This is a genomic window from Achromobacter sp. RTa, from assembly GCF_000757485.1.
Taxonomy (GTDB): domain Bacteria; phylum Pseudomonadota; class Gammaproteobacteria; order Burkholderiales; family Burkholderiaceae_B; genus Achromobacter.
In genome coordinates this window covers 759,160-786,141 of sequence record NZ_JPYO01000042.1, presented here as the reverse complement: position 1 = coordinate 786,141, position 26,982 = coordinate 759,160, and the positions used below count along the sequence as shown (strand labels likewise).

23 protein-coding genes are annotated in these 26,982 nt (G+C 67.8%); 13 read left to right on the top strand and 10 right to left on the bottom strand.

From position 1 onward, the window contains the following. Positions 1-3: 3 nt before the first annotated feature. Entirely contained in the window at positions 4-1,395 is a 1,392-nt protein-coding gene (locus JL37_RS21110) for a uracil-xanthine permease family protein (RefSeq protein ID WP_043546533.1), read from the bottom strand. 149 nt (positions 1,396-1,544) lie between these two features. On the opposite strand from JL37_RS21110, the gene JL37_RS21105 reads away from it, so the two are divergent. The 7 genes from JL37_RS21105 to JL37_RS21075 all read left to right on the top strand — a co-directional run bounded on the left by JL37_RS21105 (position 1,545) and on the right by JL37_RS21075 (position 10,014). Next, on the top strand, positions 1,545-2,948 hold the full coding sequence (locus tag JL37_RS21105) for a DKNYY domain-containing protein (RefSeq protein ID WP_043546531.1): 1,404 nt from the start codon (positions 1,545-1,547) through the stop codon (positions 2,946-2,948). A 165-nt stretch (positions 2,949-3,113) separates the two neighbouring features. Beyond that, entirely contained in the window at positions 3,114-5,012 is a 1,899-nt protein-coding gene (gene htpG / locus JL37_RS21100; protein ID WP_043546529.1) for a molecular chaperone HtpG, read from the top strand. 168 nt (positions 5,013-5,180) lie between these two features. After that, complete coding sequence (locus tag JL37_RS21095) at positions 5,181-6,071, top strand: Rossmann-like and DUF2520 domain-containing protein (RefSeq protein WP_043547145.1); 891 nt, start codon at positions 5,181-5,183, stop codon at positions 6,069-6,071. A gap of 194 nt (positions 6,072-6,265) precedes the next feature. After that, positions 6,266-7,294 carry a tripartite tricarboxylate transporter substrate binding protein gene (locus tag JL37_RS21090; RefSeq protein WP_052097479.1) on the top strand — a complete coding sequence of 343 codons (1,029 nt, stop codon included), beginning with the start codon at positions 6,266-6,268 and terminating at the stop codon, positions 7,292-7,294. Between the two features lie 60 nt (positions 7,295-7,354). Next, the gene (locus JL37_RS21085) at positions 7,355-8,332 is read left to right on the top strand and encodes an SMP-30/gluconolactonase/LRE family protein (RefSeq protein ID WP_052097477.1); all 978 of its coding nucleotides are present in this window, start codon (positions 7,355-7,357) and stop codon (positions 8,330-8,332) included. 150 nt (positions 8,333-8,482) lie between these two features. Further along, on the top strand, positions 8,483-8,752 hold the full coding sequence (locus tag JL37_RS21080) for a helix-turn-helix domain-containing protein (protein ID WP_043546527.1): 270 nt from the start codon (positions 8,483-8,485) through the stop codon (positions 8,750-8,752). After that, positions 8,749-10,014: a type II toxin-antitoxin system HipA family toxin gene (locus JL37_RS21075; protein ID WP_043546526.1), complete on the top strand. Its 1,266-nt coding sequence runs from the start codon at positions 8,749-8,751 to the stop codon at positions 10,012-10,014. Before JL37_RS21080 ends, JL37_RS21075 begins: the two co-directional genes overlap by 4 nt. Here the strand turns inward: JL37_RS21075 and JL37_RS21070 are convergent. The 6 genes from JL37_RS21070 to JL37_RS21045 all read right to left on the bottom strand — a co-directional run bounded on the left by JL37_RS21070 (position 10,011) and on the right by JL37_RS21045 (position 17,527). After that, positions 10,011-12,125, bottom strand: a complete 2,115-nt coding sequence (locus tag JL37_RS21070) for an acetate--CoA ligase family protein (protein ID WP_043546525.1) — start codon at positions 12,123-12,125, stop codon at positions 10,011-10,013. The genes JL37_RS21075 and JL37_RS21070 overlap by 4 nt on opposite strands. Positions 12,126-12,142: 17 nt before the next feature. Beyond that, on the bottom strand, positions 12,143-13,138 hold the full coding sequence (locus tag JL37_RS21065) for an acryloyl-CoA reductase (protein ID WP_043546524.1): 996 nt from the start codon (positions 13,136-13,138) through the stop codon (positions 12,143-12,145). A 19-nt stretch (positions 13,139-13,157) separates the two neighbouring features. Continuing rightward, positions 13,158-14,321: an acyl-CoA dehydrogenase family protein gene (locus JL37_RS21060; RefSeq protein WP_043546523.1), complete on the bottom strand. Its 1,164-nt coding sequence runs from the start codon at positions 14,319-14,321 to the stop codon at positions 13,158-13,160. A gap of 3 nt (positions 14,322-14,324) precedes the next feature. Beyond that, positions 14,325-15,293 (bottom strand): tripartite tricarboxylate transporter substrate binding protein, encoded by a 969-nt coding sequence (locus JL37_RS21055; RefSeq protein ID WP_043546522.1) that lies wholly within the window; start codon positions 15,291-15,293, stop codon positions 14,325-14,327. Positions 15,294-15,313: 20 nt separating this feature from the next. Next, positions 15,314-16,297 (bottom strand): tripartite tricarboxylate transporter substrate binding protein, encoded by a 984-nt coding sequence (locus tag JL37_RS21050; protein WP_043546521.1) that lies wholly within the window; start codon positions 16,295-16,297, stop codon positions 15,314-15,316. 63 nt (positions 16,298-16,360) lie between these two features. After that, positions 16,361-17,527, bottom strand: coding sequence for an acyl-CoA dehydrogenase family protein (locus JL37_RS21045; RefSeq protein WP_043546520.1), 1,167 nt, complete (start codon positions 17,525-17,527; stop codon positions 16,361-16,363). 201 nt (positions 17,528-17,728) lie between these two features. Between JL37_RS21045 and JL37_RS21040 the strand changes: the two genes are divergently transcribed. The 6 genes from JL37_RS21040 to JL37_RS21015 all read left to right on the top strand — a co-directional run bounded on the left by JL37_RS21040 (position 17,729) and on the right by JL37_RS21015 (position 23,822). Then, the gene (locus tag JL37_RS21040) at positions 17,729-18,526 is read left to right on the top strand and encodes an IclR family transcriptional regulator (RefSeq protein ID WP_043546519.1); all 798 of its coding nucleotides are present in this window, start codon (positions 17,729-17,731) and stop codon (positions 18,524-18,526) included. Continuing rightward, the gene (locus tag JL37_RS21035; protein WP_043546518.1) at positions 18,516-19,289 is read left to right on the top strand and encodes an IclR family transcriptional regulator; all 774 of its coding nucleotides are present in this window, start codon (positions 18,516-18,518) and stop codon (positions 19,287-19,289) included. The genes JL37_RS21040 and JL37_RS21035 overlap by 11 nt, the downstream gene beginning before the upstream one ends. A 160-nt stretch (positions 19,290-19,449) precedes the next feature. Beyond that, complete coding sequence (locus JL37_RS21030) at positions 19,450-20,649, top strand: MFS transporter (protein ID WP_043546516.1); 1,200 nt, start codon at positions 19,450-19,452, stop codon at positions 20,647-20,649. 214 nt (positions 20,650-20,863) lie between these two features. Then, positions 20,864-22,162: an MFS transporter gene (locus tag JL37_RS21025; protein WP_052097475.1), complete on the top strand. Its 1,299-nt coding sequence runs from the start codon at positions 20,864-20,866 to the stop codon at positions 22,160-22,162. Between the two features lie 41 nt (positions 22,163-22,203). Continuing rightward, complete coding sequence (locus JL37_RS21020) at positions 22,204-23,379, top strand: amidohydrolase (protein WP_043546515.1); 1,176 nt, start codon at positions 22,204-22,206, stop codon at positions 23,377-23,379. A 224-nt stretch (positions 23,380-23,603) separates the two neighbouring features. Then, complete coding sequence (locus JL37_RS21015; RefSeq protein WP_043546514.1) at positions 23,604-23,822, top strand: hypothetical protein; 219 nt, start codon at positions 23,604-23,606, stop codon at positions 23,820-23,822. Positions 23,823-23,835: 13 nt separating this feature from the next. On the opposite strand, the gene JL37_RS21010 is transcribed toward JL37_RS21015, so the two are convergent. Genes JL37_RS21010 through JL37_RS21000 form a run of 3 tightly spaced genes read right to left on the bottom strand, consistent with a single transcriptional unit; the run spans position 23,836 to position 26,975 of the window. Beyond that, positions 23,836-25,146, bottom strand: a complete 1,311-nt coding sequence (locus JL37_RS21010) for an MFS transporter (protein ID WP_043546512.1) — start codon at positions 25,144-25,146, stop codon at positions 23,836-23,838. Between the two features lie 30 nt (positions 25,147-25,176). Continuing rightward, entirely contained in the window at positions 25,177-26,325 is a 1,149-nt protein-coding gene (gene dgoD, locus JL37_RS21005; RefSeq protein WP_043546509.1) for a galactonate dehydratase, read from the bottom strand. Further along, the gene (locus JL37_RS21000; RefSeq protein ID WP_043546508.1) at positions 26,322-26,975 is read right to left on the bottom strand and encodes a 2-dehydro-3-deoxy-6-phosphogalactonate aldolase; all 654 of its coding nucleotides are present in this window, start codon (positions 26,973-26,975) and stop codon (positions 26,322-26,324) included. Before JL37_RS21000 ends, dgoD begins: the two co-directional genes overlap by 4 nt. Between the last annotated feature and the right edge of the window lie 7 nt (positions 26,976-26,982).

Genomic DNA, 26,982 nt, shown 5'->3' with positions numbered 1-26,982 from the left:
GGCTTACTTCTTCTCGGGCAGGAACCAGTTCATGACCAGCGCGCAGATGCCGCCGGTGGCCACGCCGGATTCCAGCACGTTCTTCACGGCGTGGGGCAGGTGCGAGAGGATTTCCGGCACTTGCGAGACGCCCAGGCCCAGGGCCAGGGAGACGGCGATGATGAGGAGCGCGCGGCGGTCGAGCTGGATGCCGGCCAGGATGTTGATGCCGGACGCGGCGACCGCGCCGAACATGACCATGGCGGCGCCGCCCAGCACGGGTTCGGGCACGGCCTGCAGGATGCCGGCGACGGGCGGGAAGAGGCCCAGCACGATCAGCATGCCGGCGATCCAGATGCCGACGTGGCGGCTGGCGATGCCGGTCAGCTGGATCACGCCGTTGTTCTGCGCGAAGACGGAGCTGGGGAAGGTGTTGAAGACGCCGGCCAGGAGGGAGTTGGCGCCGTTGACCAGAACGCCGCCCTTGATGCGCTGCATCCAGAGGGGGCCTTCGACGGGCTCTTTGGAGACCTTGCTGGTGGCGGTGACGTCGCCGATGGCTTCCAGCGAGGTGACCAGGTAGATGATCAGCATGGGCACGAACAGCGACCACGAGAAACCCAGGCCGAAGTGCAGCGGGGTGGGGATCTGGAACAGCGAGGCTTCGCGGGCGCCGGTGAAGTCCAGGCGGCCCATGTAGGCGGCGGCGATGTAGCCGACGGCCAGGGCGAGGACCAGGGCGGTGCTGCGGACCCAGACGACGGGCACGCGGTTCAGCAGAATGATGGTGCCCAGCACCAGGCCGGACAGGGTCAGGTTCTCGGCGCTGGCGAAGGTGCCGTTGCCCATGGCGCTGTAGCCGCCGCCCATGCTGATGAGGCCGACCTTGATCAGGGTCAGGCCGATGAGCAGCACGACGATGCCGGTGACCAGCGGGGTGATCAGGCGCTTGACGAAGGGCAGGATGCGGCTGATGCCCATCTCGATGAAGGATCCGGCGATGACGACGCCGAAGATCGCGGCCATCACGGTCTCGACCGGAGTGCCTTGCTTGACCATGACGGAGCCGCCGGCGATCAGCGGGCCGACGAAGTTGAAGCTGGTGCCTTGCACGATCAGCAGGCCGGCGCCCAGGGGGCCGAAGCGCTTGCACTGGACGTAGGTGGCGATGCCGGAGATGACCAGCGACATGGAGACGATCAGCGTGGTGTCGCGGCTGGAGACGTCCAGGGCCTGGCAGATGAGCAGGCCGGGGGTGACGATGGGGACCAGGATGGCCAGCAGATGCTGCAGGGCGGCGACGAAGGCGACGGGTGGGGCGGGGCGGTCGTCGGGGCCGTAGACCAGGTCGTAGCTGGGTTCGTCGGCGTCGGAGGCGCCGCGGGGAGCGGGTTGGGTGAGGGAGGCGGGTTGCATGGCGGAATGGCCGGCCGGGGCGGGATGGGAGAGGAAAGTGCGGGATTTTAGCGGGGAAGGCCCCGCGCGTCCCAGGCGGCGCTCCGGCGGCCGCCGCGTGCTAGTTAGAATCCCGTGTCGCCAACAACGGGCCCGCCGGACCCCACGCCATGCAAAAACGCGCCAAATGGATAGTGATCGCGCTGGTTCTGATCTTCTCCGCGCTGCCGCTGGTCCTGCTGTTCTGGCTGATGGACGGCGACGATTTTTCTGCCGTCGATCGCGGGCGGTCCTACGGCAGCAGCATCTACAAGAACTATCAGGGCGGCGTCTACGCCGCCGTCCCCAGCAACGGTTATTACCGTGTGGCGGAGGCCGACGCGGCCAGTTTCGAGGCGTTCGATACGGGGGCTTTCGATGGCAGGCAGGCGGCCAGGGACCGGCGCAATGTGTATTGCGGCAACCGGATCCTGCCGGACATGAAGCCGGCGTCGGCGCGCTACCTGGGCAATAGCCATTTCACGGACGGCGCCGTCACCTATTATTGTTCGATGCACAGCGTGCTCAACCGGGAGCTGGGCAGGCTGGACGAGTTCTGGCAGAAGGTCCTGTTCCGGGCGGACGCCGGCCCCAAGCCGCAGACCTACCTGTATCCGTTCACGGCCTTGCCGGCCAGCGCCCGGCCGTACCGGCCGCTGCTGGATCGCGACCTGGTCACGGATGGGGCGCGCGTGTTCTACCGGGGCCGGGAAATGGCGCAGGCGGATCCGGCCTCGCTGCGCCGCCTGCCGGCGGGCCGGGACGGCGATGTGCGGGCCAGCGATGACTTTTTCGCCGATGGCCGCAGCGTCTATTTCCACGAGCAGCTGCTGCCGCTGTCGGACGATCCCGCGCTATATACCTTCATGGTGGGAGATCTGTACCGCCAGCCCTATCTCCATGACCCGCGCGACGGCATGGTGTACGTGGGCGCGCAGCCCTTCGACGCGGCGCATGCGCCGTACCGCTTGCTGAGCGAGCAGGGCCGGCATGTGTACCAGGCGCTGTTCCGCGGCAAGGACGGCATGTATTTCTACAACACGCAGACGCGTCAGGTTGAACGGGCCGGCGACGATCCCTACGCCTCGGGAACGTACACCGCGCTGTCGCCGTACGTGTACACGGACGGCAGGCAGGTGCTGTTCCTGCAGGCCAGGGAAGTCTGGGCCCGCTCCTCGAGGGGCAGCGGCGGCGGGCTGGTTTCCCGTTCTACGCTGATCAACCGGCTGGAAGGCGCGCCGGGCGGGGAATGGCAACAGCGCGGCGTGGTTTATCACAACTTCGGCACGGTCTGGCAGAAGGGCGATGCGCTCTATTACCTCGATGAACTGGGCCCATCGCAACTGGTCTTCCACCCGGTCTACAGGATTCTGGACCGCGCCGCGGCGGACTTCCTGCTGCGTTCGCAAGAGACGCGGCAGATCACCACCGCCGATATCCGCAAGCTGATCCGGGACGGCAAGCTGGCGGCGCCGCAGAGCGAGACCGTGCTGGAAGCCAAGACGCGCTACCGCAAGATTTTCTCGATCTTCTGAGACGGGGGCGGGAATTCGGGAGCGCATCGGGCGGGGCTTGTCGGCCGGGCCTTGAAATGCGCGCGATTGGCCCCCACATCAGTAGGGTTTCCCGGCGGCCGCGCGGGCTGAACGTCCCGGTCGCGGTTAATTGTCCCTAATTTATTTACCTAGCCACGTAGAACCATGAGCCAAACCGCCACGCCTTCCACGTCCGAAACCCTGGGATTCCAGGCCGAGGTGAAGCAGCTGCTGCACCTGATGATCCATTCGCTGTACAGCAACAAGGAAATCTTCCTGCGCGAGCTGGTGTCGAACGCGTCGGACGCCTGCGACAAGCTGCGCTTCGAAGCCATCGACAGTCCGGAGCTGCTCGGCGGCGACGGAGAGCTGGCCATCACCGTCAGCTACGACAAGGCCGCCCGCACGATCACGATCTCGGACAACGGCATCGGCCTGTCGCGCGAAGAAGCGGTGGCCAACCTGGGCACCATCGCCCGCTCCGGCACCCGCGAATTCTTCTCGCAGTTGACGGGCGACAAGCAGAAGGATGCGCAGCTGATCGGCCAGTTCGGGGTGGGTTTCTATTCCTCGTTCATCGTGGCCGACAAGGTCACGGTGGTAAGCCGCCGGGCCGGCGCCGCCGACGCGATCCAGTGGGAATCGGACGGCCAGGGCGAATTCACGATCGCCGCGGCCGAGAAGGCCACGCGGGGCACCGACGTGACGCTGCACCTGCGCGCCGACGAAGATGAGCTGCTCAACGGCTGGAAGCTGCGCGAGATCCTGCGCCGCTATTCCGACCACATCTCCCTGCCCATCCGCATGGCCAAGGAAGAGTGGGACCAGGAAAAGGGCGAGCAGGTCAAGACGGACGAACTGGAAACGGTGAACCAGGCCAACGCGCTGTGGGCCCGCAGCAAGTCCGACGTCACGGAAGAGCAGTACCGCGAGTTCTACAAGACGGTTTCGCATGACTACGACGATCCGCTCGCGTGGACGCACAACCGCGTGGAAGGCCGCAGCGAATACACCCAGCTGCTGTACGTGCCCAAGCATGCGCCGATGGACCTCTGGGACCGCGACGGCCGCCGCGGCGTGAAGCTGTACGTGAAGCGCGTCTTCATCATGGACGACGCCGATCAGCTGCTGCCTTCCTACCTGCGTTTCGTGCGCGGCGTGATCGATTCGGCGGACCTGCCGCTGAACGTGTCGCGCGAGATCCTGCAGGAAAGCCGCGACGTGCGCGCGATCCGCGAAGGCTCGGCCAAGCGCATCCTGTCGCTGCTGGAAGACATGGCCGAGAACAAGGCGGAAGACTACGCCACGTTCTGGTCGGAATTCGGCCAGGTGCTGAAGGAAGGCGCGGGCGAAGACCACGCCAACCTGGAACGCATCGCCAAGCTGATGCGCTTCGCGTCCACGAACACCGGCGACCAGGCCCAGACCGTGTCCTTCGCCGATTACGTGTCGCGCATGAAGGAAGGCCAGGACAAGATCTACTACGTCACGGCGGACACCTTCGCCGCGGCCAGCAACAGCCCGCACCTGGAGATCTTCCGCAAGAAGGGCATCGAAGTGCTGCTGCTGTCGGACCGCGTAGACGAATGGATGCTGTCCTACCTGCGCGAATTCGACGGCAAGTCGCTGGTGTCGGTGGCCAAGGGCGGTCTGGACCTGGCCGAGCTGGCCGACGAGGAAGAAAAGAAGCACCAGGCCGAAGTGGCCGAGGACTTCAAGCCGCTGGTCGAGCGCCTGCAGAAGACGCTGGAAGAGCAGGTCAAGGAAGTGCGCGTGACGCTGCGCCTGGTGGATTCGCCGGCTTGCGTGGTGGTGGGCCAGAACGAACTGAGCCCGCACCTGCTGCGCATGCTGAAGGCCGCCGGCCAGGAAGCGCCCAACGTGAAGCCCGTGCTCGAGATCAACCCCGAGCATCCGCTGCTGGCGCGCATCCGCGCGGCCGAGGACGGCGAGTTCGACCAATGGGCCCGCCTGCTGCTGGACCAGGCCCTGCTCGCCGAAGGCGCGCAGATCGCCGACCCGGCCGCGTTCGTGAAGCGCCTGAATGCGCTGCTGTTGAAGTAAGCGGCAAGCAGCCGGCACGCAAGAGCCCCTGGCATGGCGCCAGGGGCTTTTGTTTTTTTCGCCGCCTTCGCGCGAGGCGATGGCGCCTGGAAAAAATAAACAGGGGCTTATGCGGGCGCAGGCGTTAACCTTCGGGCTGACGCCTTGTCGGACCTTGCCGAGCCTTCCATGCCCCACACCCGCGCACCCATTGCAGAACTCAAGATCGGTTTCATCGGCGCGGGCCGCCTGGGCCGCGCCCTGGCGTGGAGCCTGGATGCGGCCGGCTGCCGGGTGCATGCGGTGGCCAGCCGCGGCGCCGCGCGCGCGGCCGAGCTGGCGGCGCCGATTGCGCATTGCGCCCAGTATCCGGCGCAGCGGCTTGCCGACGAATGCGACCTAGTGTTCATTACCACGCCCGACGGCGCCATCCAGGCGACCGCGGACGGGCTCCAATGGCGCGAGGGCCAGGGCGTCGTGCACTGCAGCGGCGCCACGGAAGTCTCGGCGCTGGCCAAAGCCGCCGCCGACGGCGCCATGATTGGCGGCTTCCATCCCATGCAGACGTTCGCCGACCCGGCCGCGGCAGCCAAGTCCCTGCCGGGCTCCACGATCACGATAGAAGCGCAAGGCGAGCTCAGCCGCATCCTGCTGGGGCTGGTCGAGCGCCTGGGCTGCACCGCCAACCAGCTGCCTCCGGGCATGCGGGCCAGGTACCATGCCGCGGCGGGGTATGCCTCGCAGTACATCAACGTGGTGCTGGGCGAGGCCGTGCGCATCTGGCAGTCGTGGGGCGCGACCGAGGCGCAGGCCCTGCCGGCGCTTGTGCCCATGGTGCGGGGCACGCTGGCCTCCATCGAGGCCGCGGGGCTGGCCAAGGGCATGCCGGGCCCGGTATCGCGCGGCGACGCGGGCACCGTCGAGAAGCACGTGGCCGCCCTGGGCGAGCTGGACGGCGATACGGCGCGGCTCTATCGCGAACTGTGCCTGCGCAGCGTGTCGCTGGCGCTTGCCGCGGGCGGGATCGACGCGGACAAGGCCGCTCGCATCGAAGCCATCCTGCGCGCGCCCCAGGCCTAGCCCGGGCCGGACGCGTCCAGCCGCCGGGTTGCCGGCAAGCCATCGCCGTTTGCCATAGCGGCCCGAGAATTTACGATGCCATCCGCGATGCGAATTGCGCGATTATTGCTGCCACGGTAGCGGCCGGCCGCCTGCGGCGGCCAGCCTCTTCCGCCATAAGAATCCCGCGGGCCATGCGGGGCATGGAGAGAGACATGACACATCGCGCATTCATGGAGGCGCGGCGCCAGGTCGTGCGCGGCCTGGCCCTGGCGCCTTGGATGACCGGCGCCATCGCCGGTTCGCTTGCCGCGGGGGCAGCCCGGGCCAGCACCGGCGGTGCCGGCAACTTTCCTTCCCATCCGCTGACGTTCATCGTGCCCTGGGCCGCGGGCGGCGGCGGGGACATCGTCGTGCGCATGCTGACTTCCAAGCTGAGCGACCGGGTGCGCCAGCCCATCGTCGTGGAGAACCGCGGCGGCGCCACCGGCACGATAGGCAGCGCCCAGGCGGCGCGCAGCAAGCCCGACGGCTATACCGTGGTGTATGCCACCGCGGACTCGCACTTCATCTTTCCGCAGCTGTACAAGCAGTCTCCCTACGATGCGCTGCGGGATTTTTCGCCGGTGGCGCCTATCGGCTATTTCCAGTTCGGGCTGGCCGTGCATCCGTCCATTCCGGCGCGCAACGCGCAGGAGTTCCTGGCGCTGGTCCGCAAGTCTCCGCGCAAGTACACCTATGGCACCTGGGGCATCGGCAGCACGGCGCAGCTGGTGATGGAGAACTTCAAGGCCGAGAATGGGCTGGAGATCCTGCACGTGCCGTATCAGGGCACCGCGCCGGAGCTGCTGGGGCTGGCCTCCGGGCAGGTCGACGCCGCCATCCTGCCCATGCAGATTACCGACGGTTATGTGAAAGAGGGCAAGATCCGGATGCTGGGCCTGGGCTCGCCCGAGCGCTACGCCACCTTGCCGGACCTGCCCACGCTCAAGGAGCAGGGGATGGACCTGGACCTGCGCAGCGCCGTGGGCCTGCTGGGCCCGGCCAACATTCCCGCGCCCATCCTGGCGCGCCTGAACGACGAGCTCGGCAACGTGATGCGCGACGCCACCGTCCAGGAGAACCTGCGCACGCAGTACATCGTGCCCCAGATCATGAAGACCGAGGAATACCGCGCCTTCCTGCAAAGCGAATACCAGCGCTGGGGCGGCATCGTGCGCAACTCCCGCGTCCAGATCGAGTAGAGCGGGCCGTTGCGCGCCGCGGAGGACCGCGGCACCCGTTCACCTGGAGAATCCATCGACATGACAGTCCTGCAGCAGCCCCTGCCGCTCATCGGCAATCATCTGAACCGGCCCGAATCGGTGATCGCGCTTGCCGACGGGCGCCTCTATGCCTGCGACCGCCAGCGCGGCGTGGTGCGCGTGGACCGGGACCCGGACGGCCAGCCGGCGGTGCAATGGCCGGCAGACGAATTCGTGGCCAACGGCATTGCGCTGCTGGATGACGGCAGCTTCCTGATCGCCAACGTCGGCCCGCGCGGCGGCGCTTGGAAGCTGGTCGCGCCCGGCCAGCTCGAACCCTTCCTGACCGAGGAGCAGGGCCTGCCGCGCTCGCCGCTCAACTTCCTGTTCCCGGACGAGCATGGCAACGTCTGGCTGTCGCTGTGCACGCAGCGGGAGCCGCGCAGCCTGGCCTTCCATACGGAGAATGCCGACGCCATGATCGGCGTGATGCGTCCGGGCGGCAGCCGCGTCGAGATCGTGGCGCGTGGGCTGGGCTTCAGCAATGAGTTACGGGTGGATCCGACGGGCCGCTGGCTGTACGTGAACGAGACCATCGCCCGCCGCATGTCGCGCTTTGAAATCCTGCCTGGCCCCACCCTGGGCAAGCAGGAGCTTGTGTGCGAATTCGGGCGCGGCACCTGGCCGGATGGCCTGGAGTTCGACGAGGAGGGCGGCATCTGGCTGACCAGCGTCGTCAGCAACCGAGTGCTGCAGGTGGACCGGCACGGCCATTGCACCGTCCACATCGAAGATTGCGACGACGGCGCCATCGACGCGGCGGAACGGGCCTTCGCCGCCAACGCGTTCGGCTTCGAGGAAATCAGCACTGGCAAGCACTACGGCTTGCGCAATATTTCCAGCATCGCGTTTGGCGGGCCGGACTTGCGCACGGCCTACCTGGGCAGCCTTTTCAATACGGGAATTTCAGTCTGGCAGGCGCCCGTGGCGGGGGCGAAACCGCTGCATTGGAATGTGGGCAAGACCGTGCTGGATTGAGCTTCCAAGAGAGAAGGAAATATTACCGATCGGTAACTATTTGGCTTGGCAGCAGATGCCGGATATTAATTATTCCCGATCGGTAATTTTTTTGGGCGATATGGCGATTTATTCGCTTAGAATTACCGAACGGTAATTCTGGAGGCGCCCATGGCCGCGAACGATATTCCCGCCGCTCTCGCAGGCGAATCCGGTGTGACTATCCGCAGCTCGGCCCAGCTGGGAGCGCTGGTGAAGGAGGTCCGGCGCTCTCAGGGCCTGTTGCAGGCGGATCTGGCTGGCCTGTCTGGCACGGGCAATCGTTATGTGGTGGATCTGGAGCGTGGCAAGCCGACACTGCAGCTGCAGAAGGTGTTGGACATGCTGGATCTGCTGGGCCTGGAAGTGCGGGTGGTGCCCAAGCGCGCGAGCCTGTCATGAACGCTGCCGATGGGCTGGACATTTATCACGCCGACCGCAAGGTCGGCCGCTTGTTCGACGAGCGGCCCTTGCGCTTCGTCTACGACGATGCCTGGCTGGGCCTGCCCGGCGCGCATGCTATCTCGCCGTCGATGCCAATGCGTAGCGGTGATCACGTGGGCGGGGCCGTCCATGCCTTTTTTGAAAACTTGTTGCCCGAAGGGCAGGTCCGTAAGTTCCTGCAGGCCAGCCGTCATGCCACGACCGTGTTCGGGCTGTTGCGCAGTGTGGGGGGCGATACTGCCAGCGGTTTGACCATATTGCCGCAGGGCGAGCGGCCAGCACCGGCGCGCTATCAGCCTACCACCTGGCAGGAAATCGCGGCTCGCCTAAAGGATGCGGCGGTGCCGGCGCTGGTCGCGGAGAACGCGGACGGAGCGCGGATATCCCTGGCGGGCGCCCAGGACAAGCTGCTGTTGATGGTAATGCCGGATGGGTCGCCTGCGCTGCCCGAGGGGACGTCGCCATCCTCGCACATCCTGAAGCCGGACATACGGGGTTTCGACAAGGTCTGGTCGTCGGCTCTCAATGAAACCCTGGTGATGCTGTTGGCGGACAGACTGGGCCTGGGCGTGGCGCAGGCCAGTTATCAGCGCGACACGCGAGCCTGCCTTATCCGGCGCTATGACCGCGCATTCGACGATACGGGCGGTTTGTTGCGCATGCATCAGTTGGACTTATGCCAGCTGGCCGGTAAACCATCCGACGTGAAATACGAATCGGACGGCGGCCCGTCACTGGCTCAGTGCCGCGAATTGCTGGGCAGGATGGGAGTCGGCGCTGCGGATTTGAAGCGATTGCTGCAATGGGTGCTGTTCAATCTGTGCGTGGGCAACAACGATAGCCATGCCAAGAATCTGTCCGTATTGCAGATGCCTGGAGGCCACTACCGTTTGGCGCCCTTCTACGACTTGATGTGCACCTCGATCTACCCAGGGTTGGCCCGCAATTTTGCCTTGTCGATCGGTGGGCAGGCGAGGCCGGGCGCCATCGGACCGGAGCAGTTGGAGACGATGGCGCGAGAGCTGGGTTTTGCTTGGCGATATATCAACGCGGTGGGCGAGGCGCTGACGAATGAGCTGCCCGCGGCGTTGGAACAGGTGCAGGCGGCGCTGTTGGAGCAGGTCGCCGCCGGCACGGAGCGCGCATTGGTGGAGCGCCTGGGTATGTTGATTCGGAAAAACACCCAAAGGCTCGCGAAGCGCTGGGGCTGGAACCCTTAAGCGCCGCTCCGTATCACCACCGCGTCCAGCGCCAGCGCGCCCTGGCCCTCGGGCAGCGCCAGCAAGGGATTGATTTCCACCGAACTGAAATCGGCGCGTCGCGCATCGGCGAAGCGCGAGAGGGCGGCCAGCGCATCGGCCAGCGCGCCGATGTCGCAGGGCGGCGCGCCGCGCGCGCCTTGCAGCAGCGCATATCCCTTGATCTCGCGGATCATCGCCAGGGCTTCGTCGCGGCCGAAAGGCGCCAGGCGGAAGCTCACGTCCTTCAATACCTCGACGAAGACGCCGCCCAGCCCGAACATCACCACCGGCCCGAAGACTGGATCGCAATGCACGCCTGCGATGCATTCCACGCCCTTGGGCGCCATGGGCGCGACCAGCACGCCGTCGATGCGGGCCTGGGGGCAGCGCCTGCGCACCGCATCCATGATGTCCGCATGCGCGCGCCGCAGCGGGTCTTCGCCAGCGACGTTGAGCTTGACGCCGCCCACGTCGCTCTTGTGCACGATGTCGGGCGACACCACTTTCAGCGCCACGGGGCAGCCCAGGGCCGTAGCGGCCCGCACCGCTGCGCCGGCATCGGCGGCAAGCGTGCAGGGCGTGGCGGGAAGCCCGGCATGGCGCAGCAGCTCCATGGCCTGGACTTCGTTGTAGGCGTCCAGCAGGGGCGGGGCGCCGTCTGGCGAGGCTGAGGGAGCGATAGCGCTGGCGTCCATATCCGCGCGGTCCGCCAGGCTGGCCACGGCGCCGATGGTGCGGATGGCGGCGCTGGGGTCCGGGAAGACCAGGCAGCCCAGGCGTTCCAGTTCGCGGCGGCGCGCGGGCGGAAACAGGGCGCTGATGGCCAGCGGCACGCCGGGGTGGCGGGCCTGCATCTCGCGCGCGAAGGCCTCGAAGGTGGGCCACAGCGTTTCGGACGAACCGGCGGCGGCCAGGAATACCGCCAGCGCGTCGTAGCGGCCATCCGCCAGCATGTCGTCGGCGGTCGTCAGCAGCAGCCCGGGTTCCGAGACGGCCTGGCCCGTGACGTCCACGGGATTGCGTCCGCTGGCGAAGGGCACGCGCTCCAGCAGGCGCTCCTGGGCGGAGGCGGCGGGTTCCGGCAGGGCCAGCCCGGCGTCCTGGGCCTCGTCGGCCATCAGCGCGCCCACGCCGCCCGAGATCGTGAAGATGCCCAGGCGCCTGCCGGCGGGAGGGCGCTTCCAGGTGTCCAACGCGTAACCCAGGTTGAAGAAGTCCTCGATGCTGCGGGCGCGCAGGGCGCCGTATTGGCGGAACAGAGCGTCATAGACGGCATCGTCGCCGGCCAGCGCTGCGGTGTGCGAGGCGGCGGCCTGCGCCCCGGCCTGGGTGCGCCCGATCTTCGTGACGACGACGGGCTTGCCGGCGGCGCGCGCCGCGGCCAGGGCGCGGCGCAGCTTGGCGCCGTCGCGGCAGCCTTCCATGTAGGCCATGATGACGCGCGTGTCCGCGTCGTGAGCCAGCCATTCGATGCAGTCCGCGACGTCGATGTCGGCCTCGTTCCCCGTGCTGATCCAGTGCGACAGCCCCAGGCCGCGGTCGCGGGCCATGCTGTAGGCATAGGCGCCGAACGCGCCGCTTTGCGACACCATGCCGATGCCGCCCGGGGGCACGATGCCGTTGGCGGGCGCTGGCGAGAACGTGGCGTAGACCTTGCGCCGCACGTTCATGAAGCCCAGGCAGTTGGGGCCCAGCAGGCGGATGCCGCGTTCGCGGGCAATGGCGCAGAGCCGTTCCTGCTGCGCGGCGCCGGCCGCGCCCGTTTCCGAGAAGCCCGAGGTGAAGACCACCGCCGCGCCGACCTGGCCGGGGCGCGCGCGCTCCAGCGCCTGCGCGGCATGGGCGGCGGGCACCGCCAGGATGGCCAGGTCTATGTTCCCGTCCAGGGCATCCAGGGACGGCACGGCGGCCAGGCCCTGGATGGCTTCGGCGCGCGGGTTGACGGGAACGATGCGGCCTTCGTAGCCGTGCTGGCGCAGCAGCGTGACGGGCATGGCGCCGATCTTGCCCGGCGTGGCGGAGGCGCCCACGATGGCGATGCCTTGCGGGTCGAAGAGGCGGGACAGGGAGGAGTCGGGAAGCTGGGTCATGATGCGGGCAAGAAGGTTCAGGAAAAGCGCGCCACGCTGCGGCCGATGCTGCCGCGTTCCAGCATGGAGGCCAGCGCCTGGGGCAAGTCGGAGGGTTCGATGACGTGGGAAATCAGGTCCAGCCGCGCGGGGCGGTATTCGGCGGCCAGCTTGTTCCATACCAGGCGGCGCAGCGGCATGGGGCTGTTGGCGTTGATGCCCAGCAGCTTGACGCCGCGCAGGATGAAGGGGATGACGGAGGACGGCAGCTCCGCGCCGCCGGCGTTGCCGAAGGCCGCGGCCACGCCGTCCGGACGCAGGCTCGCCAGCGCATGGGCCAGCAGCTTGCCGCCCACCGAATCGACGACGCCGGCCCAGCGGGCGCTCATCAGCGGCTTGATGGCGGCCGACGGGTCGGGCGGCGCGATCACTTCCTGCGCGCCCAACGACCGCAGATAGCCTTCCGCCTCCGGCTTGCCGGACATGGCGCACACGCGGTATCCACGCTGGCTCAGGATGTCGATGGCGATGCCTGCGACGCCGCCCGTCGCGCCGGTGACCAGCACCTCGCCTTGCTCCGGCGTCAGCCCGCAATGCTCCATCCAGTGCAGCGACAGCGCGGCCGTGTAGCCGGCCGCGCCCAGCACCGCTGCGTCGCGCAGGCCGATGCCGGCGGGCAGGGGCAGCACCCAGTCGCGCGGGACCCGCGCGTATTCGGCATAGCCGCCGTCGCAGTCCACGCCGATGCCGAAGCCGTGCACGACGACCTCCTGCCCCGGCGCCAGTGCCGGGTCGGCGGAATGCACCACGGTGCCCGAGAGATCGATGCCGCCAATGCGCGGGTACGCGCGGATGATGCCGCCACGGCCGGCCTGGGCCAGCGCATCCTTGTAGTTGAGGCCGGCGTAGGCCACCTTGATGAGCGTGTCGCCCTCGGACAGCTCGTCCGCGCGCAAGGTCTCGAAGCGGCCCTGCGGAGGCGCGTCCGCCGCGCCGGCGTGCAGGCGGTAGGCCTGGAAAGTGGGGTTATCCATCGTGGTCTCCTTTGGAGTCTCAAGCACGCGCCAGCAGCCGGCGCGCCAAGGTGGCGCGATGCAGCTCATTGGCGCCGTCGTAGATGCGGAAGGGGCGCATTTCCTGCCAGACCATGGCCACGGGCGTGTCGTCCGAAAGCCCAGACGCGCCCATCATCTGCACGGCCCGGTCCGCCACGCGGTTCACGGCCTCGGACACGAAGACCTTGGCCATGGCGCTGTGCTGCTTCACGGGCAGACCCTCATCCATGCGGCCGGCGCAGTCCAGCGTCATGAGGCGGCTGGCGTGCAGATCGATGTGGGAATCGGCCACCATCGCCTGGATCTGCTGCAGGTCCGCCAGCCGCGAGCCGAATGAATCACGCTTCACGACATAGGCTTGCGCGGTTTCCAGGGCGCGGCGGGCGCGGCCGATGTAGCGCATGCAATGGGACAGGCGGGCGGGCTCCAGCCGCAGTTGCGCATATTCGAGGCCGCGGCCGGGTTCGCCCAGCACGGCGTCGTCGCCGAGCTCGCAGCCTTCCAGCAGGATCTCGGCGTGGCCGCCGATCTGGTAGCCGGTGACCATGCCGATATCGCGCACGACGCGGTAGCCCGGCGTGTCGGCAGGCACCAGGAACAGGGTGGCGCCTTCTTCCGTCCGCGCCAGCACCAGCGCGAAATCCGCGCCCACGCCGCCGCTGATGAACTGCTTGTGCCCATTCAGTATCCATCGGCCGCCGTGGCGCCCGGCGCGCGTTTGCAGCATGGAGGGATCGGAGCCCGCGCCGGGGGCGGGCTCGGTCATGGCGAAGCAGGCGCGTTGCTCGCCGCGCACCAGCGGCGCCAGGAAGCGCTGCTGCTGGGCGGGGCTGGCCAGCCGCAGCAGCGTCAGCATGTTGGGCTGGTCGGGCGCGGCGCAGTTCAGCGCGGCCGGCCCCAGGAAGCCGCGTCCGGCCTCTTCCAGCATCTGGGCCAGCGCGCGCCATCCCAGCCCCAGCCCGCCCCATTCCCGGGGCAGCTGCGGCGCGTACAGACCGGCGTCGCGGGCCTGCGCGCGCAGCCGGGCCACGCAACGGTCCAGCGCGGCCACGTCGCGCGCAATGGCGGGAGATTCCGCGGGTATGGCGACGTCATCCACGAAGCGGCGCATGCGTTCGCACAGTTCCGGGACGTCGGCGGTGTCTTGCTGCTTGCGATCCATGGCTTATTCCTCGATCTTCACGCCGGCCTGTTTCACCACGGCGCGCCAGCGGTCGGTTTCTTGCGCGATGTGCTGGCCGAAGGCTTCGGGCGTGCCGCCCGTGGGCTGCATCCCCAGGCCGGTGAAATAGCTGCGCACCTCGGGGTCGGCCAGCACGGCGTTGACCTGGCGGTTCAACAGGGCGATGACATCCTTCGGCGTGCCGGCCGGCGCCATGACGCCCCACCAGGACGAGGCCGACAGCGGCACGCCCAGCTCCGCCAGCGTGGGCACGTCGGGCAGCTCGGGGTTGCGCGCCTGCGCGGCGATGGCGACGGCGCGCAGCCGGCCCGCCTTGACCTGCGCGTACACCGGCGGCAGGTTGTCGAAGCTCATCTGGACCTGGCCGCCTACCAGCGCGGTGGCGGCTTCGCTGCTGCCCTTGTAGGGGATGTGCCGCAGCGCGATGCCCGTCCGGTGCGAGAACTGTTCGCCCGCCAGGTGCGGAATGCTGCCAGTGCCGGCGGTGGCGAACGTCAGGCCCTGCTGCTGGGCCGCGGCGCGTTTCAGATCGTCCAGCGTGCGCCAGGGGCTGGCGGCCGGCAGCAGCAGGTAGACCGGCACGTCGGTCGCCCAGACCACGGGGGCCAGGTCGCGCTTCACGTCGTAGGGCAGCTTGGAGTACAGCACGCTGTTGGTCGCCAGGTTGGCCGTGCCCATCAGCAGGGTATAGCCGTCGGGAGCGGCGGACGCGACATAGGCGGTGCCGATCTGCGTGGCGCCGCCGGGCTTGTTCTCCACCACCACGGGCTGGCCGAGCAGCGGAGCGAGCTTGCGGGCGATCATGCGTGCCGCGGTGTCGGTGCCGCCGCCCGCGGCATAGGGCACGATCAGGCGGACCGGCTTGTCGGGATAGGCGGCGGCCGCCGTGCCGGCCATCCCGGCCAGGGCAAGCGCGCACAGGGCGCGCAGTGTACGGATGAAGGAATGCATGGCTGTCTCCCGGCTTGCGCCTATTGGATGCGGGTGCCGGTGGACTGCACCAGCTTGCCCCACCAGGCGGTTTCATCCGCGATCTGCTTGGCGAACTCGGCCGGGGAGCTGCCCAGCGGTTCGGCGCCCAGTTCCTGGAAGCGGGCGCGCAGCGTCGGGTCTTGCAACGCCTTGACCACTGCCGCATGCAGCCGCTCGATGACCGCGGCGTCGGTGCCGGCGGGCGCCATCAAGCCCTTCCATGCCATCACCACGAAGCCCTTCTGGCCCGCTTCGTCGAAGGTGGGGATGTCGGGCGCGGCAGTGGCGCGCTGGTCGCTGGGCACGGCCAGCGCGCGCAGGCTGCCGGCCTTGACCTGCGGCAGCAGCGCAGGCATGTTGTCGATCATGAAGTCGATATGGCCGGCCACCAGGTCGGTGATGGCGGGCCCCGTGCCCTTGTACGGCACGTGTTCCGCCTGCAGCCCGGCCTGCTGCTTGAGCAGTTCGCCGGCCAGCTGCGCGGGCGAGCCGTTGCCCGGCGATCCGAAAGACAGCTTGCCGGGATGGCTGCGCGCGTATTGCAGGAACTCCTGCAGGTTCTTCACCGGCATGGATTTCGTTACCACCATCAGGTTGTGCTCGCGCTCCAGGCAGCTGATGGGCGCCAGGTCCTTGGCCGGATTGAACGGCATATTGGCGTACAGGCTGGGATTGATGACGGTGGGGCCCGCCGCCGCCAGAAGCAGCGTGTAGCCGTCGGGCGCGGCCCGGGCCACGAAGTCCCCGCCGATGTTGCCGCCGGCGCCGGGCTTGTTCTCCACGATGACGGGCTGGCCCAGGATCGGATGCAGCGCTTCGGCGAGCAGCCGTCCGAGGATGTCCGTGGAGCCGCCCGGGGCGAACGGAACGATCAGCCTTACGGGCTTGTCGGGATAGGCGGCCGCGGCCTGGGGCGGCAGCGCGGCGCAGGCGAACGCGGCGGCCATGGCCGCGATCCATTTAGGCAGGTGCTTGTGCAGCATGGAACTCTCCTTTGGTCTGGCGGGCCGCCGGCTTCTCGCGGCTGCGGTCCCGGTGTGTCCGGCCTAGCGGCCGGGCGTGTAGCCCGCCTGGGTCAGCGTATGGCGGGCAATGGTCAACTGGTGGATCTGGCTGGTGCCCTCGTACAGGCGGAACAGGCGCACGTCGCGGTAGAAGCGTTCGATGCCGTGGTCGGCGATGTAGCCGTAGCCGCCGTGCATCTGCACGCAGCGGTCCGCCACGCGGCCGCACATCTCCGACGAGAAGTACTTGCAGATCGACGCGTTCAGCGTCACGTCGCGGCCTTCGTCGCGTTCGCGGGCGGTCTGCAACACCAGCGCGCGGGCCGCCTGGATTTCGGTCTGGCAATCGGCCAGCATGGCCTGGATCAGCTGGAAATCCATCAGCGGCTTGCCGAATTGCTGGCGTTCGGCCACGAAGCGCAGCGTGTCGTCCAGCATGCGGATCGCCGGGCCGATGCACAGCGCCGCCAGATGGATGCGCTGCTTGTTCAAAACCTTCATGGCGGTCTTGAAGCCCATGCCCTCGCTGCCGCCGATGATGTTCGCGGCCGGCACGCGGCAATCCTGGAAATGCACGGCGGACACGGGCGATCCGGCCTGGCCCATCTTGTCGTAGGGCTGCCCGGTGGACAGCCCGGGCGTTTCGCGTTCCACGATGAAGGCGGTGATGCCCTTGGCGCCCGGCGCGTCGGGATCGGTGCGCGCCATGACCGTGAAGAGGCCGGCCAGCGGCGCGTTCGTGATGAAGCACTTCTCGCCGTTCAGCACGTAGTGGCCGCCGTCGCGCACGGCGGTCGTGCGCAGCGCGGTGGCGTCGGACCCGGCCTGCGGCTCGGTCAGCGCGAAGCAGCCGGTCAGTTCGCCGGAGGCCAGCCGCGGCAGGTAGCGGGCCTTCTGTTCATCGGTGCCGTCGGCCACCAGCGCCTCGGACCCGATGCCGGTATTGGTGCCGACCCGGGCGCGGAACGCCACCGAGCATTGCGACAGTTCCATGGCGGCCAGGACCAGCTCCTCGGTCGTCATGCCCGCGCCGCCATACTGCTCCGGGATCGAATAGCCGAACAGGCCCTGGGCGGCCATGTCGGCCACCAGATCCTGCGGCACCTCGTCCAATCGGGCGACCTCGGCCTCGCGCGGCGCCAGCCGTTCGCGCACGTAGCGGCGCAGCGAGTCGAGGAATTGGGGGAATCCGTTGGGGTCCCTGATCATGGCTAGTCTCCGTGTCATGGGGCGCCGAGCCGTTCTTGTCCGCGGTGGCGCCGTGTTGAATCCAGGCTAGCAAAAGGCCGGCGGATGCGAGACAAATGTTTCTATATCTTGAACGCCGCTTGCGCGTGGCGGGCGGCTCCTGCTCTATCATCGGCGGGACGGGCCGCGCTTTCCGGCGGCCCCGCCACCAGGAGCGCGACCATGACCTCCAGCCCGGGCCAGCGCCATGCCGACCCCGCCTTCGCCACCACGCTGGCGCATGGGCTGTCCGTGCTGCAGGCGTTCCGCCACGGCGAGCCCGCGCTCAGCAACCGCGAACTGGCGGACCGCACCGGCCTGTCCAAGGCCACCATCTCCCGGCTCACCACCACGCTGATGCAGCGCGGCCTGTTGCGCTACGACGGCGGCCTGCGCCGTTACCGCCTTGGGCCGGCCGTGCTGTCGCTGAGCTATCCGCTGCTGGCCAGCATCAAGGTCCGCCAGCTGGCGCGCCCGCTGATGAAGCGCCTGGCCGACGCGGCGGGCGGGTCCGCGTCGCTGGGGATGCACCACGGGCTGAACATGGTCTATCTGGAGACCTGCCGCGGACACGACGCCGTGTCTTTCCGGCCCGACATCGGCGCCTTGCTGCCCTTGCTGCCGTCCGCCATGGGCCGCGCCTGGCTGGCGCAAGGCGCCGGCGGCGAGGCCGAGCCCGTGCTGGAAACCTTGCGGCGGCAGGACCCGGCGGCCTGGCGCCGCTACGCGCCGGACTGGGAGCAGGCGCGGCGCGATTACGCCGAATACGGGTATTGCGTCGGGCAGGGCGATTGGCATTCTGACGTGCATGCGGTTGCGGTGCCCATGCGCTTGCGGGTCGACGGCCAGGCGCTGGTTTTCAATTGCGGCGTGCCGGTGGCGCGGCTGCGCCCCGGCGACCTGCGCGGCCGCATCGCGCCGCGCCTGCTGACTCTGGCCGCGCGCGTCGAGAAAATGATGGAGCGCGGCGATGGGGCATGAGCGCGACCGTGAATTCACCACCACGCTGGCGCGCGGCATCGATATCCTGGCCTGCTTCCGGGCGGACCGGCCCGTGCTGGCCAACAAGGATTTCGCGCAGCAGACCGGCCTGTCGCGCAGCGCCGTGGCCCGCCTGACCCACACCTTGGTCGAGCTGGGTTTCCTGCAGCGCGAAGGCGAGCCCGCCCGCTACCGCCTGGGCGCGTCGGTGCTGGCGTTGAGTTATCCCTTGCTGGCCAGCATGCAGATCCGCCAGTTGGCGCGCCCGCTGATGAAGCAGCTTGCCGATCATGCGCGCGGCGCGGTGTCGCTGGTGGTGCGCGACCGCCTGCAAATGGTGTACGTGGAAACGGCCCGGTCGAACGAGGCCCTGCAGACCCGCCCCGATATCGGCGCCTCGCTGCCCCTGTTGTCCAGCGCCGCCGGCAAGGCCTGGCTGGCCCGGGCTTCCGACGAGGAGCGCGCGGCGGTGCTGAACCAGTTGCGCGTTGCCGATCCCGCCCACTACGAAGCCCATTTCCCCACGCTGGCCGCGGCCCGCCGCGACCTGGAGCGCAAGGGCTATTGCGGCAACAACCAGCAATGGCGTCCCGACGCCTACGGCTTCGCCGCCCCGCTGGGCCGGCCTCACCAGTCGCTGCTTTACGTCTTCAACTGCGGCGTGCCGGCCAATGACGGGCCCTACCGCGAGCGGGCGGCCGACATCGGCCCCAGGCTGGTCGCGCTGGCCCGCGAGACGGAACGGCTGTTGGGATATTCGTGACTCCAAGTCAAAAGTGTTTCGCTGGTTTACCCCTATTTCCGCAAGGATGGACGCGGCATACTGGCCGCCTGTCTTCCGACCGGGCCCTTCCCAAGCGCCAGCCTCTCTTGCGGGCGCGCCCCTGAACCCCCGGTCGGCGCTTTCGAACCGAGGAATCCGCATGAACCCCCAAGATACTCAACCGGTGAAGGCCGGCCTGCCATTGCTGGCGCTCGCCGTCGGCGCGTTCGGCATCGGCGTGACCGAGTTTTCCCCCATGGGCCTGTTGCCCGTCATCGCCGAGGGCGTGAACGTCTCCATTCCCAGCGCCGGCATGCTGATCAGCGCCTACGCGATCGGCGTGATGGTCGGCGCGCCTCTGATGACCCTGGCTTTCTCGCGCTGGTCCAAGCGCAAGGCGCTGATCCTGCTGATGGCCATTTTCACCATCGGCAACCTGCTGTCCGCGCTGTCGCCCAACTACACGACGCTGCTGCTGGCCCGCCTGGTGACCAGCCTGAACCACGGCGCGTTCTTCGGACTGGGCTCGCTGGTCGCCGCCAGCGTGGTGCCGCGCCACAAGCAGGCGAGCGCGGTGGCGACGATGTTCATGGGCCTGACCATCGCCAACGTGGGCGGGGTGCCCGCCGCCACCTGGCTGGGGCAGGCGATCGGCTGGCGCATGTCGTTCGTCGCCACCGCCGGGCTGGGCCTGATCGCCATGCTGGCGCTGTGGCGGGCCCTGCCGGCGGGCGAAGCCGGGCGCCGTCCCAACGTGGGCCACGAACTGGCCGTGCTGAAGAGCCCGGTCGTGCTGATGGCCTTGCTGACGACCGTCCTGGGCGCGGGCGCCATGTTCACGCTCTATACCTACATCGCTCCGACGCTGGCCGAAATCACGGGCGCGTCGCCCGCCTTCATCACCGGCATGCTGGTACTGGTGGGCCTGGGCTTCACGCTGGGCAATGGGCTGGGCGGACGCATGGCCGACCGCTCGCTGGACGGCACGCTGATCGCCTTCCTGGTGCTGGTCATCGCCGATCTGCTGGCCTTTCCCTGGGTCGCGGCCACGCCGGCCGGCGCGGCGGTTTCCCTGCTGATCTTCGGCGTGGCGACCTTCGCGGTGGTGCCCCCGCTGCAGATGGGCGTGATGCGCGCCGCCAAGGACGCGCCCGGCCTGGCGTCTTCGGTGAACGTGGGCGCCTTCAACCTGGGCAACGCGGTGGGCGCGGCCGCGGGCGGCGCGGTGATCTCCGCCGGCCTGGGCTACGCCGCCGTACCGATCGCCGGCGCCGTCATCGCCACGGCCGGCCTGGCCCTGGTGCTGCTGCAGCGGGCCGGCAACGTCCGCCGCCGGAAGGTGGCCATGCAAGGGTGCTGAGCGTCGACTGTCCTTCGGTCCGAGATTTTTCGCTCGTAGCGGGTAAGTCAGGTTTTCCCTAGGTTGTCGTCATCGCCGCCATGTCTATTCTTGTATATACAAGACGGAATGGCGGCGATGCTGCGTATTGCCGCCGTATTTCTCGCCGCCTCCGGACGGCGGGCATGCGGATGGCGTCGTGCCAACGATCAGAATGGGAGAAACCGTGGAAAGAATGGCGGCAGCAGTCGCAGTCGGAGGAATCGAGGCAGCCTCCGGCCGTAAGGGAGGCAACCGCCGGGTGATCGTCGGTGCCAGTCTGGGTAACGGCCTCGAGATCTTCGATTTCACGGTCTACAGTTTCTTCGCCACCGTGATCGGCAAGCTGTATTTTCCCAGCGACACGGCCTATGGTTCGCTGCTGATGGCGGTGGCCGTATTCGGCGTGGGCTTCGTCATGCGGCCGCTGGGCAGCATGGTGCTGGGAGCATACGCGGACCGCAAGGGAAGAAAGGCCGCCATGCTGGCCACCATCATGCTGATGGGGTTGGGCACCGCGTTGATCGCGTTCGCTCCCACCCATGAGCAGATCGGCGTTTGGGCTCCCATACTGATCATCGCGGGGCGCCTGTTGCAAGGTTTTTCGGCGGGCGGAGAGGTAGGCGCGGCAACAACGCTATTGCTGGAATCGGCTGGCGCCAACCAACGCGGGGCGTTCGTGAGCTGGCAGGCCATCAGCCAGGGGATTGCCGCCTTGCTGGGCGCTTCGCTGGGCCTGCTGCTGACCTCCGTCCTGTCGGAAGACGCGCTGTATTCCTGGGGCTGGCGGGTGCCGTTCATCCTGGGCTTGCTGATCGTGCCGGTCGGCGTCTATATCCGGCGCCACATCGAAGAAACCCATGTCGGGAGCGACAGCGCCGCTGCGAAACAGGCGCCCGTCCGTGAGATGTTGACCCGCCACGCGAGCGATCTCGTGCTAGGCATTCTGATGATCATGTCGGGCACGGTAATGGTGTACATCGTGCTCTTCTACATGCCGACATACATGATGCAAACCCATCACGTCGCGGCGCCCACGGCGTATCTGCTCAACTGTCTGGCGGCCGCCGTGCAGATTGTTGCCGTCTATCTGTCCGGCAAATACGTCGATCGCTTCAAGCGTAGCAAACGGGCCATGCTGTTCTCCATCGTGGCGGGCATGGCGCTGTCCTACCCCACGTTCTGGATGCTCGGCGTTCCGGGCCATTTATGGCTGGCCGTGGCCTTCCGGATGCTGCTCATCGTGGCGATCGGCATCAACATGCTGACCAGCACCATGCTCATCGTCGAGGCGCTGCCCCGAAGCGTGCGGGCCACGGGCGTCTCGATGATCTATTCGTTCGGCGTCACGATCTTCGGCGGCTCGGCGCAGGTCGTCGTCACGTGGTTGCTGAAGGCGACTGGCAACCCGATGGCGCCCGCTTGGTACCTCATCGGCATGCTCGCGGCCAGCCTGGCCGCCACCTGCGTCTTCCAGGAGCGTCGTCATGCATGACGCCCGGAACTTATTTTCCCAAGTACAGGAGGCCCCTCGCCATGAATGAACTGGATCGGAACATCGTGCCCGGCCTGCGCGATTCGTTCGACGAAATGAAGAGCATTCGCCACGATATCCACCGCCATCCCGAACTGGGTTATCAAGAACAACGCACCGCCGCCATCGTCGCGCATTGCCTGGAGCGCTGGGGCTACCGGGTGCGCCGGGGCGTGGGGGGAACGGGAGTCGTCGGTACCCTGCAGGTCGGGGACGGCAATCGATCCATCGGACTGCGCGCCGATCTGGATGCTCTGCCGATTTCCGAAGCCAGCGGGCGGCCGTATTCCAGCGAACATGATGGCGTGATGCACGCCTGTGGCCATGACGGCCACACGGCGATACTGCTGGCCGCGGCCAAGCACCTGGCGCAGACGCGCGCATTCTCCGGCACCTTGAACCTGATCTTTCAGCCTGCGGAAGAGGGCGGCGCCGGCGCGCTAGCGATGCTGGATGATGGGCTGTTCGAACACGCGCCTTGCGATTCGGTATACGCCCTGCACAATTATCCGACGCCCACCCTGGCGTTCGGGCAGATGACCATCGGTTCCGGGGCGGTCATGGCCTCGGTCGACAGCCTGGTCATCGAGGTCCGCGGCAAGGGCGGGCACGCGGCGTCGCCGCAGTTCACCTGCGACCCGGTCGTCGTTGCGGCCGCCATAATCCAGGCGCTGCAAACCATCGTTTCGCGCAACGTCAGTCCCCACGATTGCGCCGTCGTCAGCGTGACCGGCATCCATGGGGGCGGCACGTTCAACGTGATTCCTGGCGAAGTCGAGATGAAGCTGTCGGTCCGCGCTTACGACGAGGCGCAGCGTAGCCTGATCCGGTCGCGCATCCAGGACATCGTCCAGTCGCAAGCCGCCAGTTTCGGCGCAAGCGCGCAGCTGCGGGAAGCCGCGGTTTCCTATCCCGTGCTGGTGAACGCCGACGGCCCCGCGCGCGCGGCCCGAGAGGTTGCCCGACGGTACTTCGGCGAGGACAGCGTCGTGGACCATCCGCCTATCCTGGCCGCCGACGATTTCGCGTTCATGGCGCAGCGGGTGCCGGCCTGCTACATCAATATCGGGGCGGGCCAGGGAGCGGCGCTGCATAACGCGCACTACGATTTCAATGACGATCTCATCCTGGTGGGCGGCAGCTTCTGGGTCTATCTGGTGCAGACGCTATTGCGTTAGCATGCGCAGCATCTAGGCTGCCAGCCGCAGATAGTTCTCGCCCAGGATCCCCAGGATCTCCTCTTGCCCGAAGCCGGCCCGCTCCAATTCTCGACCAGATCGCCCATCTGTTCCGGTTGCAGGAAGTCCCAGGGCGGCGCCGGAGCCGCTGGCCTTGCGCCAGGCCCTGCCGCGAATCACGGCGGAGCACGTGGCGCGGCTGCCTGGACTCGGCCAGGCCAGGCATGGACGTGGCCGAACTCGAGGCCATCAACCAGCGCTTGCACGATCTGCTGGCGCAGCCTTGCGGCATGCCGCGGCTGCTGGCCACGTTGGGCGACCTGCACAAGGCCTGCTCGCTGCTGGCCGGGCACATCATGGCCGCGGGCGAGGCGCTGGCGGAGGCCCTGCGCGGCACCCAAAAAGAAAAGGCACCCGCAAGGGGCGCCCAGGTTCAGGCATAAGGCGCAGGCAGGATCAGGCCTCGATCCGCTCCACCTTGCCCACCAGCAGGATGTACGACAGGGCGCCCAGCAGGGCCAGCGACGATACGTACACGATCGCCGGCGCGAAGCTGTCCTTCGTCACCAGGAAACCGATCACGATCGGCGTGCAGATCGAGGACAGGTTGCCGACGAAGTTGAACACGCCGCCCGTCAGCCCCAGCAGGCGCACGGGAGCCAGGGTCGACACCAGCGACCACGTGATCGACGCCAATCCGTTGCCGAAGAACGCCACGGCCAGGAAGAAGATCACCCACGGCGTGGAGTCCGTGAAGTTGGCGCCGATCATGGACGTGGAAATCAACAGGCCCAGGATGATGGGCAGCTTGCGCGCCAGGCCCACGGTGGCGCCGCGGCGGATCAGGAAGTCCGACAGCACGCCCGAGCACAGGACGCCGACGAAGGCCGCCAGGAACGGCACCGAGGCCAGGAAGCCGGACTTGATGAAGTCCATGCCGCGGTACTTCACCAGATAGGTGGGGAACCAGGTCAGGAAGAACCACAGCGTGGACGTCAGGCAAAACTGGCCCAGGTATACGCCCCAGAGCTTGCGCTTGCTCATGACCAGGCCCAGGTCGTTCCAGTTGAACGGAGCCTTTTTTTCTTTGACGCTGCGGTCCAGGTCGACGACCCCGCCGCCTTTCTGGATCAGCTCGATCTCGGCGGCGTTCGCGCCCTTGAACTGGCGCGGCTCGCGGTAGACCATGAACCAAAGCACGCCCCAGACGATGCCCAGCAGGCCCGTGCTGACGAACACCATGTGCCAGCCGTAGTGATGCTGCAGCCAGGCCAGCACGGGCGTCAGGAACGCCAGGCCGACGAACTGGCCCGAGGTATAGAAGCCGATGGCGGTGGCCCGCTCGCGTTCCGGGAACCAGGTCGTGACGACGCGGTTGTTGATGGGGTAGGCGGGGGCCTCCAGCGCGCCCACGGCAAGGCGCAGCACGAACAGGATGACGAAGCTGCCGGCGAAGCCCATGAAGAACGTGGCCGCCGACCACAGGATCAGCGCCGCCGCGTACAGCACGCGCGGCGACACGCGGTCCACCAGCCAGCCGCCGGGGATCTGCATGGCGGCGTAGGTCCAGCCGAAGGCCGACAGGATCAGGCCTTCGTGCACGGTGTCCAGGCCGAATTCGTCCTTCAGGGCGGGCGCGGCGATGGACAGGTTACTGCGGTCCAGGTAGTTGATGACGACGGTGATGAACAGCATCACCATGATGAGGTACCGGCTGCGCGTGGGGCGCTGGGCGCCCTGCAGGCCGGCGTGGGTAGCGGTGGACAAGGGAAGTCTCCTCTTTCTCTCTTTATCGGCTTACCACTCGGCGAAGCTGCCGTCGGCGTGGCGCCAGATGGGGTTGCGCCAGCGGTGGCCCACGGCGGCGCGCTCTTTCACGTATTCCTCGTTCACTTCGATGCCCAGGCCCGGGCCCTGGGGAATGGCGACCATGCCGTCTTCATAGGCGAAGACTTCGCGGTTGCTGACGTAGTCCAGCAGGTCGTTGGCGGCGTTGTAGTGGATGCCCAGGCTCTGCTCCTGGATGAACGCGTTGTAGCAACCGGCGTCGATCTGCAGGCAGGTGGCCAGCGCGATGGGGCCCAGCGGGCAGTGCAACGCCAGCGCCACGTCGTAGGCCTCGGCCATGGCGGCGATCTTGCGCGTTTCCGTGATGCCGCCGGCGTGCGAGGGATCGGGCTGGATGATGTCCACGTAGCCTTCGGACAGCACGCGCTTGAAGTCCCAGCGCGAGAACAGCCGCTCGCCCAGCGCGATCGGCGTGGAGGTCAGCGGCGCCAGTTCCTTCAGCGCTTCGTAGTGCTCGCTCAGCACGGGCTCTTCGATGAACATGAGCTTGAACGGGTCCAGCTCCTTCATCAGCACCTTCGCCATGGGCTTGTGCACGCGGCCATGGAAGTCCACCCCGATGCCGACATTCGGGCCGACCGCGTCGCGCACCGCGGCCACGTTCTCCAGGCACTTTTCCACCTTGTCGAACGAATCGATGTACTGCAGTTCTTCGGTGCCGTTCATCTTCACGGCGGTGAAGCCGCGCTCGACCGCGCTCTTGGCGGCCGCGGCGGTGTCGGCGGGGCGGTCGCCGCCGATCCATGAGTACACGCGGATGCGGTCGCGCACATTGCCGCCCAGCAGCTGCGACACCGGCACGCCCAGGTGCTTGCCCTTGATGTCCCACAGGGCCTGGTCGATACCGGCCAGCGCGCTCATGTGGATGGCGCCGCCGCGATAGAAGCCGCCGCGGTACAGCACCGTCCAGTGGTCTTCGATGTTGCGGGGATCCTTGCCGATCAGGTAGTCGGACAGTTCTTCGACGGCCGCGGCCACGGAATGCGCGCGTCCTTCGACGACGGGCTCGCCCCAGCCGACGATGCCTGCGTCCGTTTCAATCTTCAGGAAGCACCACCGGGGCGGCACGATGTAGGTGGTGAGCTTGGTGATCTTCATGCTTGGGTCTCCTGGGCGGGATAGGCGCGTTGCCAGGCGGCGATGAAAGCACGCGCGTTCTGGCCGACTTCGTTGGCCGACAGGCCGGGTTTGTACAAGGCGGAGCCCAGGCCGAAGCCGCTGGCGCCCGCCTGGGCGTAAGAGGAAAGGTTGTCGGGCGTGATGCCGCCCACGGGAACCAGCGCGATGGGCGGGCGCATCACGGCGCGCCAGGCCTTCAGCACGGCGGGGCCCAGCTGTTCGGCCGGGAACATCTTCAGCACGTCGGCGCCGGCCGCCAGCGCGGCGAAGGCCTCGGTGGGCGTGGCCACGCCGGGGCAGGACGCCATGCCCAGCCGCTTGGCCGCGCGGATCACGGCGGCGTCGCTGTGCGGCATCACGATGAGCTCTCCGCCCGCTTGCTGGATGCGCGCGCAATCGTCGGGATCCAGCACGGTGCCGGCGCCGATCAGGCAATCGGTGGGCAGGGCGGCGCGCATGGCGCGGATGCTGTCCAGCGGCTCGGGCGAATTCAGCGGCACTTCGATCAGGCGGAAGCCCGCCTCGTACAGCGCCTGGCCGACGGGCTCGGCCTCGGCGGGCGTAATGCCGCGCAGGATGGCGATCAGGCCGCAGTGGGCCATGGCGGATTGCAGACCAGGATGGTTCATGTTCGAT